We start from the raw sequence: 18102 nt of genomic DNA, 5'->3' as shown, positions 1-18102 counted from the left end.
CTTCAGGCATGTGATGCCGTTGCGGTTGCCTCCAGCGAGCGTGGCTGTGAGCCGGGTGCCGACGGCATCGCAGAGCAGGTGGCGCTTGAAGCCCGGCCAACCGCGGTCGACCGGGCTCCGTCCGGTAGCTCCCTGTTCGTCCTCTGCAGCCTGTTCACCCGAGGATCTGACTGTCGCACGCTGACACGTGATCAGCTTTGCGAGAGGTGATGTCTTGTTACGGAGCGTAGACTTTCTCGATGCTCACGTGAGTAATGCCCTGCGGGGCCCACCAGTCCCAGTTCTTCTGCACGTTCTTCGGGCAGGCCCACGGGCCGTCGGCGTACCCGTTCGGGTAGTGCACTCGTAAGAAGACGCAGTAGCCGTCGGCCTTCGTGTCCTTGGCCCAGCCCATGACATGACTGCTGTCGCAGACCTGGCCGCCGTACGTGCCGAAACTGGTCGTGTTTCCGAAGGTCCAGCAGGCCGCTGCGGCGCTGGAGCTGGCTTCGGCCGGGATGATGCCCAGACCTGCGGTGGTTGCGACAGCTGCGCCAACCATCAAGAGCTTCTTGACAAGTTTCATGATCAATCCCCTTCTAGCCTGAGCGTGAGCTACCAAGATTCCTTCAGTGAGGGCCGCCGCCAGCAGATCCGGCGTGAACGTTAAGCGGAATACGGTTTCATCTTTCGGTACCTCCGCTCGCCCTCGGATAGCGCTGGCGCGCCGGTGTCCCCTTTCTGTGCCCTCACATCGTGACGCGCACCGTCGACCGCGAGTTGGCGATGCGTGCATCCTTACTTGTCACTCCGTGCAACCCGTCGGGCATCCGGCAGACTGCGCAGCGCCGCCTGCCGGAGCTCTCTGGGTGCCACGCCGTATGCGGCGCGGAACGCCCGGCTGAAGTCCGCCGGGCGCAGGAACCCCCACCGGGCGGCGATGGCGCTGATCGACCGCCGCCGCAGCCGGGGGTCGGTGAGGTCGGCATGGCAATGTTCCAGGCGGCGCCGACGTATCCGGGCGCTGACGGTTTCCGGTTCGCTGTGGAACAGCAGGTGGAGAGTGCGTACGGAGACGTGGTGGTGGGCAGCGATGGCCGCGGGGCATAACTCGGGGTCGCCCAGGTGGTGGTCGATGAAGGCGTTGATCCGGGCCAGCAGTGCGGCATTGCGGGTCTCGGTGGGCAGGGTGTCCTGGACTCCGAGCCGGGCCGCCAGCAAGGTGACGGCCAGGTCCACCCCGATAGCGCCAAGCCGGGCCAGCTCCGCCGGGCCGCAGGTGCGGGCGGTCTGCGGCAGCTGCGCCAGGTACAGGCCGAGCAGGGCCGCCGACCCGGCCCGGGGCGGCAGCGGCTCGGCCAGCAGCCGGTCAGCCTGGCCGCCGGCCAGCGGCGGGACGGGGCGCGGCAGCCGCATCAGCGTCAGGCGGGTCTGGCGACCGTGGTCAAGGAACTCGCAGGCCAGCGGATGCGAAGTGGAGAACAGGGCCATGTCGCCCGCTTGGAGGCAGGCGACGCCACGCGCCTGCTCCAGCCGGACCGAGCTGTCTCGGACCAGGAGCAGGTAGTAGTTCTCGGGGTCCTGGCGGCGGATGTGGGCCGGCGAGCGATGGGCTGTTATCGGGGAGAAATCGAAGGCCGTCACCTGGCTGTGCGGCAGCTCGACGGCTTCCGCACGGCCCCGGAAGACTGCCGTGTGCGCGCTGTGTACCGCCACGGGCATGACTTCGTGGTCGACCATCTCGGACCACCAGCCAAGCCGCTCGGGCGCCGGGACGGAATCGGTGCCCACCGTCACTACCGGCCCCGTACCGCCCTGTCCTGACATCTCCGTGAAATCGGGCATGCAACCGATACTGCCCGGCAGGACATCGATCGAGAAGACCACCGCCTCGGCCGGGCGGTCGCCTTGGGTCGGGCGCGCAGGCGGTTCAGCACCCGCGCACGCCAGCGGACTCAACCTCGTAGGGCTCGGCGTAGGTGGCGAGGACCGTGCGCAGGTGCCGCTCGCCGGTGATGAGGAGCCGGTCGGTGCACTCGGTACGGCTGTGCGTATCCATCGTTCGGCGAACGCGTTGGGCCGTGGGCTTCGCGGCGGCATCGGGATGACGGGTGTGCCGTTCCCGGCGAAGACGGCGTCGAACGCGGCGGTGAACTTGCTGTCCCGGTCACGGATCAGGAACGGCATCGGCTGGCTGCCGGTCCGTCAGCCGTTCAGCGAACTGCATGACCGACACCACGGCCAGCATCCCCGGAGCAAGACCCGGCCCACCACGGGCCGGGAACGCTGCCGCGAAGTCCGCGTCCTGGAACAGCACACCCAGCTCGTCGCGGATCCGCATCGCCAGACAGCCCACTTCCCCGCGAACAGACCGATCCCCAACACCATCCCACCCCAAGAACCCACAGGTCAGCCGGTTCCCAAGAAACGAGCGACAGGGTCCCACAGGGTGCTGATCGGCTGGTTGCCGTAGATGAGGTCGAAGCGGCCGACGCCGAGTGCCTTGATCGCGCGGGCCATCTTGCGGACGACCGTCTCCGGCGACCCGAAGTAGAGGGAGCGCTCACCGAGGGCACCTCCCGCCCGATCCGGTTGTCACATCAACTATGAGGTCGCCGTGCTTCGCCGACAGGTCGAGCGGCCGGGGTTCTCGTGGGCTGATCGTGCCGTGCTCTCCGCTCTCGCCCGGCACCTGCCACCTGTCTTCCGCTGCCATCGGCGCAGTTCGCCCGGCTCGTCCACCGGTTCAACGAGGACAGCCCGTACGCCCTGCGCACTCCGCGCACCCTCACCCGCGGCGACCACGGCTGGGCGGAGTGCGTGACGGCCCGGCCCTGCGCCGCGGCACCCGACGCGGCCGGCTTCTACTGGCGCACCGGCGCGCTGTTGGCCCTGGTCCACGCGCTGCGCGGCACCGACTTCCACCACGAGAACATCATCGCCGCCGGTGAACACCCCGTCCTCGTCGACCTCGAAGCGCTGCTGCACCCCACTGCCCCCGGAAAAGCCCAACCCGGCGCCCAACCCGGTGCGGGCAGGGCCGGGGACGAGGAGCCCGCCCGCGCCGCCCTGCGCGAGTCGGTGCGCGCCACCGCCCTGCTGCCCGCCAAGGTGGTCCTCGACGCGGCCGCGGGCGCCGCGGACTAGGGCGGGCTGAACGGAGCTGCGGACCAGCCCTCTGTCGTCCTGGTGCCCGTCGAGAAGAACACCGGGACCGGCGAGGTGCACATCGTGTGGGAACACGTGCGCACGCCCGGCGCGCCTGGTGGCGGGCTTCGCCCGCGCCCCGGTGCGCTTCCTGCCCAGGGCGAGCTTCGTCTACGCCAAGGTGCTCACCGAGAGCATGCACCCGGACTTCCTGCGGGACGCGCTGGAACGGGAGCGCAGCACGGCCCGGCTGTGCGCCGGACGCCACGCGGGAGCGGCTGGCGAAGCCGTCGTACGCGCCGAGATGGACGCGGTGCTCCGCGGCGACATCCCGCTGTTCGAGGCCCTGCCCGGGTCGCGGAAGCGGCTGCTCGACGACGGGCGGTCGGTGCCCGGGTTCTTCGGGGAACCGGCCCCGCACGCGGTACGCCGGCGCATCGGGGCCATGAGCCCCGAGGACGGGGCGTTCCAGGAGCGCGTCATCGCCGGGTCGTTCGCCGACGGTCGGGAGCCGGGGACCGGGCGGCGCGGCCAGGCAGGGCGAAGAACGCCACGGCCGCACCGGCCAGGGCCGCCGCCACCCCGATGGTCATGGTGAGGGACTGGGCGTCGGTGAAGGCCGAACGGGCCGACTCGGCCAGGGCACTTCCGCCCGCGTGGTCCTTCGCGTACGACAGTGTCGCCCCCAGCGAGGACACCGCGTGATCGGGCAGTCCGTCCGGCAGGTCGCCTCGGTAGGCGGTGGCGAGCAGACTGCCCAGGCCGGCCACCCCCAGCGCGATGCCGAGCTGCTGATGGGTGTCGTTGAGCGCGGAGCCCATACCGGCCCGCTCCGGCGGCACCGCGCCCAGCACGGTGCTGGTGGCCGACGGCCCCGCGACGCCGGAGCCCACACCGGCCAGCGCCAGCCCGGCGGACACCGCCACGTAGCCGCTGCCCTCGGACAGCGAGGCCAGCACCGCGAAACCGGCCGCGGTGACGGCGAATCCCGCCACGATGCAGGCCCGCGGCCCGAACCTGGCCGGTGCCCGGCCGCCCACCGTGGAGCCCGCGACGACCCCCGCCGCCAGCGGTATGGCCGCGAGCCCGGTCTCGAACGCGCTGTAGCCCAGTACCAGTTGCAGATACTGGCTCAGGATGAAGAGGGTGCTGCCCGTCGCGACCGTCATCACCGCCACCGCGAAACTCGCCCCGGAGAACCTCCGGTCCCGGTACAGCCGCAGATCGACCATCGGCACCGAGGAGCGGGTCTGCCGTACGCCGAAGGCGACGAGCGCCACCACCGCCACCAGCGCCCCGCCCAGCACCGCGGGGGAGGCGTATCCGTACGCCGGGGCCTCGATCAGCGCCCACACCAGGCCGGTCATCCCCGCCGTGACCAGGACGGTGCCGAGCGGATCCAGCCCCCGGCCGTCCCCGGCCCGCGTCTCGGGCACCAGCCGGACGATGCCCACCAGGGCCACCGTCACCACGGGGACGTTGATCAGGAAGACCCCGGCCCAGCTCCACACGTCGACCAGCGCACCCCCGAGCAGGGGCCCGGCGGCCATGCCCACGGACGCCACCGCGCTCCACACCGCGAAGGCCCGCGGACGCTCCTTCTCGGGGAACACCGCGACGAGCACCGCGAGCGTCGCGGGCATCACCAGCGCCGCGCCCACGCCCATCAGGGCCCGCATCGCGATCAGCCACTCCACCGAGGGGGCCGCCGCGGCCAGCGCCGACGCCACGCCGAACACCAGCAGCCCCGCGACCACGGTGCGCCGCCTGCCGTACCGGTCGGAGACCACCCCCGCCGTGATGAGGAGTCCGGCGAAGACCACGACATAGGCGTCGATCACCGCCTGGAGCTGGCCCGTCGACGCCTCGAAGGCGTCGCCGATGGCGGGCACCGCGACATGCAGAACCGTGTTGTCGATGACGATCACGAGGAGTGCGGCACACAGCGCCACCAGGATCGCCCACCGTCGCGGATGACCTTCTTCTTCCCTCATGGTCCTCCCTCGTTGCTGTTCTCAAACAGTGTAGGAGTACATCCACCACTGTAGGAGTCGCGGACGGGAAACGGCAACGAGGTAGGCTGCGGCCTCGTGAGCGGGAAGCCGAACGGGAACACGGGAAAGAAGACGCTGGAGAACGCACCGGGAGCGGTATGGTTCCGCGCGGAGAAGACCTCCCGCCCACGGCCTCATCTGTCACACGAACGGATCATCGCCACCGCTGTTGAGCTGCTGGACCGCGATGGCGTGCAGAAACTGAGCATGCGCCGCCTCGCGGAGCGGCTGGGTGCCCATGCGACCAGCCTCTACTGGCACGTGGCCACCAAGGACGACGTCCTCGATCTGGCCCTCGACGCGGTGTTCGCCGAACTGGACCTGCCCGACGAGCACAGCGCCTCCTGGCAGGACGACATCGAGGCGTTCATGACCGGGCTGCGGTCCGTCCTGCTGCGCCACCCCTGGGCCGCGGCCCTGGCCAACTCCCGCCCCCTCATGGGCCCGCACGCCCTGCGGTCCTCGGAGTTCGCCTACACCGCGCTCACCACCGGCGGCTTCGACGGGGTGCACCTGTCGTCCGCCGCGGCCACCATCACCCACTATGTGATCGGCTCTGCCTCCTCCGAAGCGGTGTGGCGCAAGCGCTCCGACGAGGCGGCCACCCGCTCGGCCGTGGACGCCCACCTCCGCGCTCACATCGACGAATACCCCACCCTCGCGGGCCACTTCCCGCTGATCGAGGAGGACGACTGGGACGCCCACTTCCACCGCGGCATGCGGCTGCTGCTGAGCGGCCTCACCTCACCCGAGGCCCGAGGCTAGCCTCGGGCTTTGGGCTCCACCTTGATCGACATTCGGTCATGTCGGAGGCCGTGCCGTTGGTCGTGGCCGTGTCGGGAGGCCAGGGTGGGCTTGTCGCGTGTCGGGCTGTTCGAACACATCCGTCGGGACGTGCGTCTTGATCCGTCGCTGTCGCAGCGGGCTCTGGCGAAGAAGTACGGGGTCCACCGGCGGACGGTTAAGCAGGCGATCGCATCCGCGGTCCCGCCGCTTCGGAAGGTGCCCCGCAGGCAGTTCCGCATCCTGGATCCGGCGGTGGGGTGGATCGACGCGATGCTGCGGAAGGACCTGAAGGCCCCGCGCAAGCAGAAGCACACCGTCTAGCGGATCGTGAAGCGGCTCGCGGAAGAGCACGACTTCGACCAGGCGTCGTACTCGTCGGTGCGGAACTACGTGCGCGAACGCCGCCCGGAGATCGCGACCGAGGCGAAGGAAGGCAGCCGCCACCTGGAGGGAATGGTGCCGCAGGCTCATCTGCCCGGCGGGGAAGCCGAGGTCGATTTCGTGGACGTGTGGGTGCGGGTGGCCGGCGAAGCGGTCAAGTGCCACCTGTTCACGCTGCGGCTGTCCTGCTCCGGCAAGGCGGTGCACCGGATGTTCGCCTCGCAGGCCCAGGAATCGTTCCTGGAGGGCCACGCGGAGGCTTTCCGGGTCCTGGGCGGAGTCCCGACCAGGCACATCCGTTACGACAACCTCAAGTCCGCCGTCCGGCGGGTCTGCACCGGCCGCAGCCGGGTGGAGTCCGAGCGATGGACCCTGTTCCGCTCGCACTACGGCTTCGACGCCTTCTACTGCATGCCCGGCGAGGACGGCGCCCACGAGAAGGGCGGGGTCGAGCAGGAAGGCGGACGCTTCCGCCGGGCCCACCTGATCCCGGTCCCCGACGTCGCCTCGCTGGAGGAACTCAACGCCCGCCTGACGACGATTGACGAGGCCGAGGACGAGCGGATGCTGCGGGGCAAGCTGACCACGGTCGGCTTCAACTTCCGCATCGAGCAGGACGAACTGGCCCCGCTGCCGGCCGAGGACTTCGAGTGCGGGATCACGCTGACGCCGAAGGTCGAGCGGACCAGCAGGATCACCGTCCGCCAGTGCTACTACTCGGTGCCGGCCCGCTTCATCGGCCAGCGGGTACGCGTTCTGCTGCGGGGCGACGAGCTGCTGGTCTTCAACAAGCGGGAGCTCGTCGCCCGGCATCCGCGGCTGACCCTGCGGGGCGGCTGCCGGGATGTCCTCTTCCACCAGCCTGGACGTGGTGGCCATCGAAACCCCCGAGGCCGAGGCCGCCGCCCGGGACCCCGGGCCGGAGGACGACAAGGACGATCCTCCGCCTTGGGCCGAGGAGAACGTCGCACGGGTGCTGTCGCTGCCCCAACGACGGGCCGCTCTGCCCGAGGACCGGCGCCCACCGCCGTCGGTGGACCGCTATGACCAGATGCTGACCCGCCAACCGAGAGGTTCCGCATGACCGACAGCACCGCTCTCTTCGACGTCGGGGTCCCGCAGCCCCGCAAGGACGCAGCCGCGGCCGGCGCGGTCGAGACCGTGATCGACGAAGCCTGCCGGACGCTGCACCTGCCCACGATCCGCTCCCGCTGGGAGGAGCTGGCCGCCACCGGGCTGAAGGAGCGGGCCACCTTCAAGGACTTCCTCGCCGACCTGCTGGAAGCCGAGTGCCTCCAGCGCGAGGAACGCAAGAACGTCCGGCCGGTCAGGGAGGCGAACTTCCCCCGCCCCAAGCGGCTGGAGGACTTCGAGTTCGACAAGCACCCGAACATCGTGCAAGAGCAGGTCAACACCCTCGCCGACCCGGCCTGGGTGAAGACCGGCCTGCCGCCCTGCCTGATCGGGGACTCCGGCACGGGCAAGTCCCACCTGCTGATCGGGATCGGCACCGCGATCGCCGAGGCGGGTCTGCGGGTCCGTTACACGACCACGGCCAACCTCGTGAACGAGCTCGCCGAGGTCGCGGACGAGAAGAAGCTGAACCGGACTCTGGCCCGCTACGGGCGCGTTGACCTGCTCTGTCTGGACGAGTCCGGCTATCTCGACCTGGACAAGACCGGCGCGAAGGTGCTGTTCCAGGTGTTTACGGAGCGTGAGGAACGACGGGTGATCGCCATCGCGTCGAAGGCTCCGTTCTCGGAGTGGAAGCAGACGTTCACCGACCCGCGGCTCTGCTCGGCGATCGTGGACCGGGTCACGTTCAACGCGCACATCGTCGAGACCGGCACCGACAGCTTCCGCCTGGCCCAGACCCAGGAGAAGCGCCGCCGCAGAGCCTGACGTGCGTCTGCCGGCGGGTCTGGGCCGTTCACAAGTGCCCCGACTCGCCGGCCACCCACCGCTTGACGGCTATCACCAGAGCTTGTCGATCTCCCCCGGAAACAGCTCGATCCGGGAATGACGGAACGACGCCTGGGCCTGCCGGCCCGCAGACGAGAAGAAGTCCGCCATAGTGACCTTGTCGAAACCGGGCTGGTCACTGGGGAACGGACCCTGCGGTGTTCCGCCGATGAGTACGGCTCCCGGAAGCACACGCCAGCCCGCACTCTCATAGAACGCCTGAAGCGGGCGATCACACGTGAACAGGCCCAGGTCCAGGCTTTGGGTGATCATTTCCTCCCGCGCCGCTGTCACCAGTTGCCGGCCATACCCACGGCCACGTGCTTCCTTGCTCGTCACCACGGTGCTCAGCCCACCAGCCGAAAAGCGCCGGTCGGCATGGACGATCTCCTTGGACAGGATGTCCAGCGTGGCCAGCACGGTTCCCTCTTCCACGAGCAGCATCGACAACGGCCGCAGTGCAGGATCATGGCTGGGGGCGTCGACAGGAACGTCTGACACACGCTCGGACGGCCATGCCTGCTCTTGGATCTCTCTCACCTGGACACGCAAGTCGGTGGGAGTGGCTGCTTCTGGGAACGACAAGATCTGCACGCGCCGATTGTGCTCACGCACCTCGCAAGCGCAAGCGATTTAACCGATGACAGCGGATCACGCTCGGCCGCAAGATCAGTACAGGACCGAGGCCGGACCCCGAAAGGGGCCTCGGCCTCGGCCACGTCGGGCCCATCCGTTCTCCGCCGGCCGAACCGATGCCCGTCCTCGTCGTCCACCGCGGATCGGAGAATCCGACGGTCCCGGATCGAACACGGGTCGAGATCCTGCGGTCCGTCGAGCCTGTCGGGGGCCCTCCGTCCGGTCTGGATCCGATGCGTTTCACGCTACCGCCCCGGCCCCCCACCGCCGCCAGACAACCCACCCGATCGGGGTGGAGCCAACTGTCACAAACAGCGCTGACATCAGGCTCGGTGTCGTCATCGACGGCGGTTGGTCCTTGATGTGTGTGGGGAAGGGGGGAGCAAGGAGCGGGGCTCGCTCTTGAGGGTAGGTTCTGGCCATGACTGGTGACTGGCGGATGGATCGGATCGGGGCTGCCCTGAGAGGGGAGAACCCGACCGTGCTGCGGCGGCTTGAGTCGGGATTCGCGGTGATCGGCGACGTTCAGTTCTTGCCGGGTTACTCGGTCCTCCTCGTAGACGAACCCGGTGTTCAACGGCTGTCTGACCTGCCGAAGACCAAGCGTCTGGCGTTTCTTTCCGATATGGACCAGCTCGGGGAAGCGGTTGAGCGGGCCTGTCGGCGGCTGGATCCCGATTTTCGCCGGGTCAACCTGGAGATCCTCGGTAACACGGACCCGTTCTTGCATGCCCATGTCTGGCCGCGGTTCGAGTGGGAGTCGGCCGAGCTGGTGGGAAAGCCTGTGTGGCTGTATCCGCATGAGCGGTGGAGTGATGAACGATTCAGGCTCGGTCCGCAGCATGACGTGCTGCGGGAGGAGATCAGCAGCGAATTGGACCGGTTGCGTTCGACGGTCTGACGGTGTGGGCCCGCCGACCGCAGGTTCCTCGCGGGGGTGCGGGGTCAGGCGTCGGGTGAAGCCGCTGGTGCATGAGGTGCGGACCTTGCAGTTGCGGCAGTCCCAGTCGGGGAGGATGACCACGGTCCGCGGTTGCCCGTCCATGTGGGTGCTGCCCCAGTAGCGGCTCTTGTCCCCCTTGGGGCAGACGGCGTACTTCTCGTTCCAGTGGATCTGGAAGTCGGTGAGCGCGAAGCCTTTGTTGGCCTGGGTCTGGCGGTCACTTGCGGGTGGTAGGGGCCCGAGGAGGTCGATGCCCTGGGCGCGTGCGGCCAGGATGATCGTGGCGGAGGTGTAGCCGCCGTCGACCAGGTGCTCTCCTGGTTTCGCCCCCGTGTCGTTCCAGGTGTTCGTGGACGGTTGCGACCAGGTGGGAGTCGTCCGCCGCGGCGTGCGTGGTGGCCACGTTCACGATCAGGCGGGGAAGACCGGTATCGCAGGTCTCGCTGTAGTGGACCTTGTAGCCGTCCCAGGTCATGCCGCGTTTGACCGTGCAGCGTGCGTTCGTATCGTGCGGGCTGGCCGGCCGGAGTCTGCCCGGTGGGAGGTCTGCCCTCCCGCTGGCGCATCCCCTGGCCGTGTTCGCCGCCCCGGTGGTACTGCTGGACCCACGCCCGCCGCGGAACGTGCATCGGCAGGCAGCTGCCGTAACCAGGCCGGCGCATCGGGCCGATGGACCGCGTCCAGCAGGGTGAAGCCGTCGGCTCCGTCCTGCACCGCGAAAGCCCCGCGCTGCACGTCGCCTTTCGGCGGCCGGTAGGAGTCCGCGCGCTGTCCGTAACGCTTCTGCCAGGACGCATCCGCGATTTGGGCCGCGTGCAGCCAGTCACCGGCGGCGACCGCCAGGGCCTCGAGCGCGCACCGCGGGGTCTCTGTGCGGAACTCCAGCCGGTTCACGTCCCTTACCCGAGCCAGGACGTGGGTGGCGTCCGTGCGGACACGTCCGCCCGCGCGCGGGAAATCCAGCCCGGACAGCCGGGACAGCAGCCGGTCCAGGACCCCCTGCTCGTGGCTGTGTTCAACCAGGCGGGTCCGGAAGCCGGAGAGGACGGAGAAGGGGAAGCCCTCGTCCTCCAGCTCCAGCCCGAGGAGATACTTCCAGTCGATCCTGGAGCGGACGGCATCGGCTGGCTGCCGGTCCGTCAGCCGTTCAGCGAACTGCATGACCGACACCACGGCCAGCGTCCCCGGAGCAAGACCCGGCCCACCACGGGCCGGGAAACGCCCCCACGAAGTCCGCGTCCTGGAACAGCACACCCAGCTCATCGCGGACCCGCATCGCCAGACAGCCTTTGGGAGACGCCGCCCTGGCCACCCGAGCGGTCGTCTCAGGGATCTCGGGAGCGGGGACAGGACGCAGCGACACCGCCGATCCTCCTCACTTCCCCGCGAACAGACCGATCCCCAACACCATCCCACCCCAAGAATCCACAGGTCAGCCGACTCCCAAGAATCAAGCGACAGAGTCGCACAGGCTGCGGCGGGACGGTCACGGCACCTCACTCGGTCGAAAGTTTCAGTTTGACTGTAACCTGCGGATGAGGCAGCTTCCACTCCTGTCGGTGAACGGCGCGGTGGAGTACCCGCCCCCCGGCGTTTCAGTACGACAGGAACACTGCAAGCGTTTTAATTTGGGAGATTCCGGAAATGACGGATCAAACCACGAACTGGCCCGATCACCTGACAGGCGATGCCCAGCCACTGGAAGTGGGCATCCTTCTCTACGAGGGGCATACGGCACTCGACCTTGTTGGTCCATACACGACGTTTGCACTGGCGGGCATGAAGGTCCACCTCGTGGCCGAGACCCTCGACCCTGTCGTCTCGGACGACGGCGGCATGACCATCGCTCCCACCACCACCTTCGATGACTGCCCTGAGCGGCTCGACATCCTGTTCGTTCCTGGTGGCGGGATGGTGTACAAGCCGATGCTCGACCCGGCCACCATCGCCTGGCTGGCAGACCGCGGTGCGACGGCTTCCTACATCACCGCGGTCTGCAACGGTCCGCTCGTTCTTGCGGCGGCCGGACTGCTCGACGGTTACCGCGTAGCTACGCATTGGGCGTCCCGGGACCAGCTGGCACGGCTGGGCGTCGAGGTGTCGACGGAACGTGTGTGCATCGACCGGAACAGGTTCTCCGGGGGCGGCGTGACCGCGGGAATCGATTTCGGGCTCACCGTCGTCGCACACACCCTGGGCGAGAAGGCCGCAAGGTTTGCACAGCTCGTCATGGAGTACGACCCGGAGCCGCCGTTCAACGCCGGGTCGCCGGAGAGCGCAGGTCCCGAAATCGTGGCACTGCGCACGCGGTTCATGGCCGAGCCCGACACCGCCCTCCGAAACGCTGTGTCCCACGTGTTGGAACAGCGTGCAGCAACAAGTTCGCACCCTGTATCAGACGAGAACGCCGATCCCGCCGCCGGCATCGTCAACGACTGAGCATGACGCTGAACCGGTGACCAGATCTACCACCTGGGCGAGGTCGTGCCGGAGTCCGTGTTGTACTCGTGCGGGTAGCCGCACGAGTACAACACGGACGTCAAGGCCACCGCTTTCCTCCGCTGCATGGCGGATGTAGCGGCATCTGATAGGCGCCTGGCCGTAGGCGTGGTGGCCGTCCAGGCCATCGAAGTCTGGAGGACGTGCCGCAGGCGCCGGCTGTAGCGCTTGGGCCGGTGGTAGTTGCCTGTCCGGCGGCCGGAGTCGCGGGGTACGGGGGCCAGGCCCGCGTGCGAGGCGAGGCGGCCGGCGTGTCGTCCGGCACGGTGAGAGGCGTGAAGTCCCGGCGCACGCGGGCGGTGTCGGCGATGACCAGGGCGTCCTTGGCATCCGTTCTGGCCTTACCGCGGTAGGCGCCGGACATGCGGTTGACCGTGCGACCGGGCACGTAGACCACGTTCTGGCCGTGCGCGACGAGCAGGGTCAGCAGCGGGGTCGAGGAACGGCCGGAGATGTCCACCGCCCACCGCACCTCGTCGGCACGTTCCCGAGCAGCCTCGATCAGCGTCACGATCTGCGCCTCGCCGTTGATCACCTTCATCGAGAACAGCGTCTTGCCGTCGGCCTCGACTGCAACTGTCCAGTGATCTCCCTTGCCGGCATCGACACCGACCCGTATTCGCGCGTGAGCCGTGCTCAATCCCGTCCCTCCGTTTCCCTCGTGACGAGCGCTTCGCAGCCCGAGGAACACTCCGCCGACAAGTCCCCAACCAGCGATGACCGCAACTCTCAATCAGCAGCCGGAGCGTCCCGGAGGACCGGGCGGCCACTCTCCTTGAGGTATCAACGGCAACTCCGCATCAGCCACACCCGGTCCTCCCGGACCGCCGACGTTCTTAGGGAGCATCCGCATGTCCCCCCGCCCCCCGCGCTCGGCCGCCGACCTGACCCGGCTGGTCGCGTCGCAGACGATTTACTACGGAGCGGTGAGCGTCGACCTGACCCTCACCTCCCTCGCCGGACTCCGCCTGGCGCCCACCCCGCTCCTGGCGACCCTGCCGCTCACCCTGATCACAGGCTTCGGCCTGCTCGCCTCGGTCGCGGCAGGGCTGCTGACGGCCCGCTACGGCTACCGCGCGGTGATGGCGATGGGTGGCGGCTGTGCGGTCGTCGGCGGTCTGCTGTCGATGATCGCCGTGTACGCGGACGCCTTCTGGCTGCTGTGCCTCGCCACCTCGCTGCTCGGCGCGTACCGCTCCACAGGTGGCTACATCCGCTACCTGGCCGCCGACCTCGCGCCCGACGGCCGCAAGGAGCGCTCGCTGTCGATCGTCATGTACGGCGGCCTCATCGCGGCGTTCCTCGGACCGTTCGTCGCGCTGGCAGCCTCGCGTGCCTTCGCGGTCGAGTTCATCGGGTCGTACGCGCTGGTCGCGCTCCTCGGACTGGCGGCGGTGCCGCTGGCGCTCACCGTCTCACGCGAGCCCAGTGTCGCGGCCCCGCCGGCCGGTGCGAACGCCGGCGGAGAGGACGACGCAGCCGGGCCGACGACCTTCCGCGAAGGCCGGGGCAACCCGAACTTCGTGGCTGCGCTCGTCCTGCTGCCGCTTTCGGGCGCCCTGATGACGCTGGTCATGGCGATCGGGCCGCTGGCCAACGTCCACGCCCACCACTCGGCGGGGCTGGGGGCCGCACTGATCCAGTGGCACCTGGTCGGGATGTTCGCCCCGGCACTGATCAGTGGCGAGCTGATGCGCAGGAGCGGCCCCTGGCACACCGCGCTCATCGGCATTGGGATCACGCTGCTCGGCGGGGTCGCGGGGGCCTCCGGCGACGGCGCGGCCGCCATGATGACGGCGATGATCTGTGCGGGCGTGGGCTGGAACTTCACGTACCTGGCCGGCACGGCGTTCCTGGTGCGCAGTTACGCAACCGGCCGGGGCTCGCGCCTCCAGGCGGTCGTGGAGGGCGCCACCGGCGCCGCGTCCGTCGTCGCATCCCTGCTGTCGGCCACCGTATTCGACACCCTGGGATGGCGGATGTCGAGCGTGCTGGTGCTCGCCGTCGCCGGGCCGTTGCTGGTGTGGCAGCGGCGATACGGAAGGCGGAACGCCGCGGTGGCGGACGCGCTCGACCTGTCCGTGGCCTCAGCGCGCCCAGCGGCCGATGCCTGAGGACCCGGATCGTCGCAGGGGACGCCCTCGGAGCGGACGCGTCTCGCGCCCACTCCCGGTGTGACGTTGACACCCTTGGCCTGGGGATAGGGGAACACGTCTGGCAGCGTCCTCACGCGCAGCCCGGGTTACTCAGGGACCGCGTAGCCGCGCTGTGCGAGCGGTCTCTGCCTGTTAGCCGTGGCAGCACGGACCATCGACCCCCGTTCAAGACGCCTCGAACTTACAGCTAAACTGCAAGTGGCGAAGGCCGAGAGCCGATGCGGGAGCTGCCGTGAGGCTTGCCGCCCTGCGCCGGAAAGGTAGGCCGTTGTGGGCAGCGGAGACGCTCGACAGAACAGCGTGCGCACTACTAAGGACCGAAACTCGGAAGAGCGGAGCGAACAAATCGCATCCCATCTCACGCGCGATCCGTCAGACTCAATTGCATATAGAAGATTCCTACACGTCCGCGCCTACGTTGTTATGACAAAGCCGCGAGTTATGGAACTCCTACTTGTCACGACTGTGCCGACCATGGTTTTGGCTCATGGCGGCTTGCCGAATTTGTCGCTCATCGTGGTGACGCTCATTGGGGGAGCGGTAAGCTCAGGCAGCGCATCGGCTTTCAATATGTACCTGGACCGGGACATGGATGCCCGGATGAGACGCACATCTGGTCGCCCTTTGGTGACCGGAGAGGTGACACCGCGATCTGGATTGATCTTCGCCTGGCTCCTGGCCATCTCCTCGACGGTTTGGTTCTGGTGGCTTGTGAATTACCTGGCCGCTGTACTGTCTGTCAGCGCGATTCTATGGTACGTCGTCGTGTACACAATTCTCCTCAAGCGTCGCACTGAGCAAAACATCGTGTGGGGCGGCATCGCGGGCTGCTTCCCAGCAGTTATCGGCTGGGCATCAGGGACAGGGACCGTAGCATGGCCGGCAGTAATACTCTTTCTAGTGATTTTCTTTTGGACCCCGGCTCATTATTGGCCTCTGTCCGTCAAGCACGGCGAGGACTACCGTCGTGTCGGCGTCCCCATGCTCGGCGCAGTCCACGGAATCGAGCACGTGGCCAAGAGAGTGATTGCATATGCCGTCGTGACTGTCATGACCTCCATTCTCCTCATTCCTATTGCGGGAATGAGTTGGACCTATGCAATGGTGGCTGTAGTCGGTGGAGCATGGTTCGTATGGGAAGCTCTTCGACTCCAGGCCGCTGCCCGTCGAGCGGAAGCCGCCGCGCGACCAATGCGGATGTTTGTGGTATCGAATGCGTATCTTGCATTGTTGTTCGCCGCAGTGGCCATCGATACACTTGTGAAATACTGACTCAGCCGAAAACTCTGTCGCACCGGCGCTCCCGCGCTTCTGCTCCTAACATTCAGCGAGCAAGAAATCTTGGTGGAGTCGACAGGATCAGCGACGTGGCCTGTAGCGGATACGCAGCACCTGAACCGGACACGCCCTCAACGCAAGTGCGGGGTCCCTCACCACGATCACAGATTCTGGCTGGAATAGCTGACTAATGGACGTGCAAAAACACACCCGCCGGAGATTCCTGACCGGCAGTGCTGGTGCCACGCTGGGCGCTGCGGCAGTGGGAACTGCCGCCGGAATGCAGCTCCCACACAAAGGAACGGCCAGTGCGGCGCCCTCGCCGACACACCATACGCCCTCCATCATCCCGTTCTTTGGCGCCCACCAGCCGGGCGTCGCCGATCCGACCCCAACCAAACGCGGCTTTCCTCGCCTTCGATCTCAAAACCTCGACAGTAAAAATCTGACCTGGTGGACGTCATGCGAGCGTGGACGGGTCTTGCGGCGGCTCTGATGAGGGGAGACACCTCTGCCGATACATCACTGGTGTCTACCGGCTCAACGCCAGGAAAGTTCACCATGACCGTGGGGCTCGGAGGCGCTGCTCTCGACCAACTTGGCATAAAGCGCCCACCTGCACTCGTCGACCTGCCGTTGTTCCCCGGCGACGAGCTCGAAGTCGCAGCCTCACATGGCGCTGTCTTCGTGCAACTTTGCTCCGACGACGCCATATACCTTGGGGGCGCCGTACGTGCCGTTCGCGCGGCTGCGAAGCGTGTTCTGCGGCCCCGCTGGCAGATGAATGGCTTCCGCGGAGCTGCCGCCTCGACTGCTAGCAGCAATGGCCGCAATCTCATGGGCCAGATCGACGGCACCAATAACATCGCCGTTAGCCGTGCCTCCACCGGTGGGCCGGTATGGGGTGACGCAGTTTCACCCGCATGGATGACAGGTGGAAGCTACGTCGTCGTACGGCGATTCCGCATGTTCTTGAGTAAATGGGAAAGTGCGGGATCGAGCACACGGGACAGCGCGGTAGGTCGACATATCCCATTGGGAGCCCCACTGCGGGCGCACAAGGAATCCGACCGGTCGACCTGAACGCTAAGCAACGGTTCGTGGCTCAGGGCCTGGCAGACGTCCTTGGCCCGCAGGGGTCTGATCGACTCGTTGAAGACGGCGAGGATGCGCGGGTAGTCCGGGTGCTCGGACAGTTCGGGCGAGGATGCGGGGAGCCGGTGGGCGAGGCGAGGCCGGTGACGGTCTTGCGGATGATTGCGTGGTGCTCGCGGTTGGCCGCTGTGGCCCGGCGGTTGCGGGGCCGGCTGAGCGATGAGGGGAAGGGGTCCACGGACCCAGAGAAGACGTCAGCCTCGGGAAGGACGCCCGGCCACGGGGGCCGCCGTCGGAGCGGTCACTCCATCGGATGAGGCCATGTGCTCGCGCCACAACGCCTCCCCCAAACGAGTAAGCGCTGTACCTAGGTCCTTCCACTCGTCCTCGGCGAACACCTCATGGTCGTAGTCCGCGATCAACTGGCTTGCCCGCTCGAGCACCTTCACGCCACGGTCCGTCAGCTCTATCACCGCTGCGCGGCCCTGCCCCCCACTCCCGACGGTGGCGACGTATCCGTCAGAGATTAGCGCGTCGATGATCGGGTGCAGGCTCTGCACTTTGATCCCCGCTCGCCGCGCCAGTGCGCTGAACGACATGCCTGGATCACGTCGCAGGTGCCCCAAGAGGCCCAGGCGTCGCAGGGACAGGCCGATGCCCTTCAGTGAGTCCTCTACCCGTCGTTCCAAAGAACGCCCCTGGAGGATCATGATCATCGTTGGACCCAGTGGGTATCGTGCCGAGCCGCCGTCCCCTGCGTCTGGCATCCACGTTTTCCTTCCCTCGGCCATGTCGGAGCACTCCCACCGTATCGGAATAAGCAGGTCGACCCGTATGGCCTCGTCTCCTGAAGGACGCTTTACCAACGTCCCGCCCACCTGGCTCCTCTCCAGGTCACCGCGCACGCCCACGCAGCGCTATCAAACCTGAGCTCAGGGTTTTGCCATCACGAGTACAGGTCTCATCTCATGGCACATCCATCCCGCTACCTGTGGAGGGTGAAGAGTCGACAGCCGGCAGTTCCCATCGTGGCGGAGCTCGGGCAGTGGGCAGTATGTGTGGATGTGTGCATGACTACGCCGCTCGCCGGGACCTGGGCGCCGCGGGAACAGGCCCGTCGTGCGGGTGCGTGACAGATGTCGTCGCGCTTGAGGGCGGGTTGTCCGGTTCCGGGGCTTCACGGTTG

19 protein-coding genes and 2 pseudogenes are annotated in these 18102 nt (G+C 67.7%); 10 read left to right on the top strand and 11 right to left on the bottom strand.

Features of this window, described 5'->3' with window-relative positions; genetic code table 11:
* Positions 1–3 precede the first annotated feature (3 nt).
* From AS97_RS47085 to AS97_RS09345, 5 genes and pseudogenes are all read right to left on the bottom strand, one after another.
* A pseudogene (locus AS97_RS47085) lies at positions 4–123 on the bottom strand (IS5/IS1182 family transposase); the annotation flags it as partial.
* 94 nt (positions 124–217) lie between these two features.
* The gene (locus tag AS97_RS09360; RefSeq protein WP_125759838.1) at positions 218–565 is read right to left on the bottom strand and encodes a hypothetical protein; all 348 of its coding nucleotides are present in this window, start codon (positions 563–565) and stop codon (positions 218–220) included.
* 212 nt (positions 566–777) lie between these two features.
* The gene (locus AS97_RS09355; RefSeq protein ID WP_247204293.1) at positions 778–1824 is read right to left on the bottom strand and encodes a helix-turn-helix domain-containing protein; all 1047 of its coding nucleotides are present in this window, start codon (positions 1822–1824) and stop codon (positions 778–780) included.
* Positions 1825–1909: 85 nt separating this feature from the next.
* Positions 1910–2038 carry a hypothetical protein gene (locus AS97_RS48510; RefSeq protein WP_282615677.1) on the bottom strand — a complete coding sequence of 43 codons (129 nt, stop codon included), beginning with the start codon at positions 2036–2038 and terminating at the stop codon, positions 1910–1912.
* Between the two features lie 108 nt (positions 2039–2146).
* Positions 2147–2320, bottom strand: a complete 174-nt coding sequence (locus AS97_RS09345) for a hypothetical protein (RefSeq protein WP_161500351.1) — start codon at positions 2318–2320, stop codon at positions 2147–2149.
* Between the two features lie 368 nt (positions 2321–2688).
* On the opposite strand from AS97_RS09345, the gene AS97_RS09340 reads away from it, so the two are divergent.
* Together AS97_RS09340 and AS97_RS09335 are read left to right on the top strand one after the other, a co-directional pair.
* The gene (locus AS97_RS09340; protein WP_210567169.1) at positions 2689–3126 is read left to right on the top strand and encodes a DUF4135 domain-containing protein; all 438 of its coding nucleotides are present in this window, start codon (positions 2689–2691) and stop codon (positions 3124–3126) included.
* 16 nt (positions 3127–3142) lie between these two features.
* The gene (locus AS97_RS09335; RefSeq protein WP_349017638.1) at positions 3143–3724 is read left to right on the top strand and encodes a DUF4135 domain-containing protein; all 582 of its coding nucleotides are present in this window, start codon (positions 3143–3145) and stop codon (positions 3722–3724) included.
* Here the strand turns inward: AS97_RS09335 and AS97_RS09330 are convergent.
* Positions 3606–5120 carry an MFS transporter gene (locus AS97_RS09330; RefSeq protein ID WP_210564688.1) on the bottom strand — a complete coding sequence of 505 codons (1515 nt, stop codon included), beginning with the start codon at positions 5118–5120 and terminating at the stop codon, positions 3606–3608. The genes AS97_RS09335 and AS97_RS09330 overlap by 119 nt on opposite strands.
* A 96-nt stretch (positions 5121–5216) precedes the next feature.
* On the opposite strand from AS97_RS09330, the gene AS97_RS09325 reads away from it, so the two are divergent.
* The 4 genes from AS97_RS09325 to istB all read left to right on the top strand — a co-directional run bounded on the left by AS97_RS09325 (position 5217) and on the right by istB (position 8249).
* Positions 5217–5945 carry a TetR/AcrR family transcriptional regulator C-terminal domain-containing protein gene (locus AS97_RS09325; RefSeq protein WP_210564687.1) on the top strand — a complete coding sequence of 243 codons (729 nt, stop codon included), beginning with the start codon at positions 5217–5219 and terminating at the stop codon, positions 5943–5945.
* Between the two features lie 129 nt (positions 5946–6074).
* Positions 6075–6287 carry a hypothetical protein gene (locus tag AS97_RS09320; protein ID WP_210564686.1) on the top strand — a complete coding sequence of 71 codons (213 nt, stop codon included), beginning with the start codon at positions 6075–6077 and terminating at the stop codon, positions 6285–6287.
* Between the two features lie 6 nt (positions 6288–6293).
* Complete coding sequence (istA, locus tag AS97_RS09315; RefSeq protein ID WP_210564685.1) at positions 6294–7394, top strand: IS21 family transposase; 1101 nt, start codon at positions 6294–6296, stop codon at positions 7392–7394.
* A 33-nt stretch (positions 7395–7427) separates the two neighbouring features.
* Positions 7428–8249, top strand: a complete 822-nt coding sequence (gene istB, locus AS97_RS09310) for an IS21-like element helper ATPase IstB (RefSeq protein WP_210564684.1) — start codon at positions 7428–7430, stop codon at positions 8247–8249.
* Positions 8250–8321: 72 nt separating this feature from the next.
* On the opposite strand, the gene AS97_RS09305 is transcribed toward istB, so the two are convergent.
* Positions 8322–8903, bottom strand: coding sequence for a GNAT family N-acetyltransferase (locus tag AS97_RS09305; RefSeq protein WP_086710133.1), 582 nt, complete (start codon positions 8901–8903; stop codon positions 8322–8324).
* Between the two features lie 463 nt (positions 8904–9366).
* Between AS97_RS09305 and AS97_RS09300 the strand changes: the two genes are divergently transcribed.
* Positions 9367–9846, top strand: coding sequence for a diadenosine tetraphosphate hydrolase (locus AS97_RS09300; RefSeq protein ID WP_125759328.1), 480 nt, complete (start codon positions 9367–9369; stop codon positions 9844–9846).
* 513 nt (positions 9847–10359) lie between these two features.
* Here the strand turns inward: AS97_RS09300 and AS97_RS09295 are convergent.
* On the bottom strand, positions 10360–11151 hold the full coding sequence (locus tag AS97_RS09295; protein WP_282615676.1) for a transposase: 792 nt from the start codon (positions 11149–11151) through the stop codon (positions 10360–10362).
* Positions 11152–11532: 381 nt separating this feature from the next.
* Here AS97_RS09295 and AS97_RS09290 point away from each other — a divergent pair, with 381 nt between their 5' ends.
* A complete protein-coding gene (locus AS97_RS09290; RefSeq protein WP_079059918.1) occupies positions 11533–12327 on the top strand; it encodes a DJ-1/PfpI family protein in 795 nt (264 codons plus the stop codon).
* 26 nt (positions 12328–12353) lie between these two features.
* On the opposite strand, the gene AS97_RS09285 is transcribed toward AS97_RS09290, so the two are convergent.
* Together AS97_RS09285 and AS97_RS09280 are read right to left on the bottom strand one after the other, a co-directional pair.
* Positions 12354–12611: a hypothetical protein gene (locus AS97_RS09285; protein ID WP_086710136.1), complete on the bottom strand. Its 258-nt coding sequence runs from the start codon at positions 12609–12611 to the stop codon at positions 12354–12356.
* Between the two features lie 44 nt (positions 12612–12655).
* Positions 12656–13027, bottom strand: a pseudogene (locus AS97_RS09280) (IS110 family transposase); the annotation flags it as partial.
* 211 nt (positions 13028–13238) lie between these two features.
* Between AS97_RS09280 and AS97_RS09275 the strand changes: the two are divergent.
* Positions 13239–14501: an MFS transporter gene (locus AS97_RS09275; protein WP_210564682.1), complete on the top strand. Its 1263-nt coding sequence runs from the start codon at positions 13239–13241 to the stop codon at positions 14499–14501.
* A 312-nt stretch (positions 14502–14813) separates the two neighbouring features.
* Positions 14814–15815 carry a heme o synthase gene (locus AS97_RS09270; RefSeq protein WP_349017585.1) on the top strand — a complete coding sequence of 334 codons (1002 nt, stop codon included), beginning with the start codon at positions 14814–14816 and terminating at the stop codon, positions 15813–15815.
* A 1355-nt stretch (positions 15816–17170) separates the two neighbouring features.
* On the opposite strand, the gene AS97_RS09260 is transcribed toward AS97_RS09270, so the two are convergent.
* Complete coding sequence (locus AS97_RS09260) at positions 17171–17632, bottom strand: MarR family transcriptional regulator (RefSeq protein ID WP_185929981.1); 462 nt, start codon at positions 17630–17632, stop codon at positions 17171–17173.
* Between the last annotated feature and the right edge of the window lie 470 nt (positions 17633–18102).

The sequence above is a fragment of the Streptomyces sp. AgN23 genome (assembly GCF_001598115.1).
Lineage (GTDB): Bacteria > Actinomycetota > Actinomycetes > Streptomycetales > Streptomycetaceae > Streptomyces > Streptomyces antimycoticus.
Note: the sequence above shows the minus strand (reverse complement) of the source record. Positions and strands in the feature narration are given on the sequence as shown.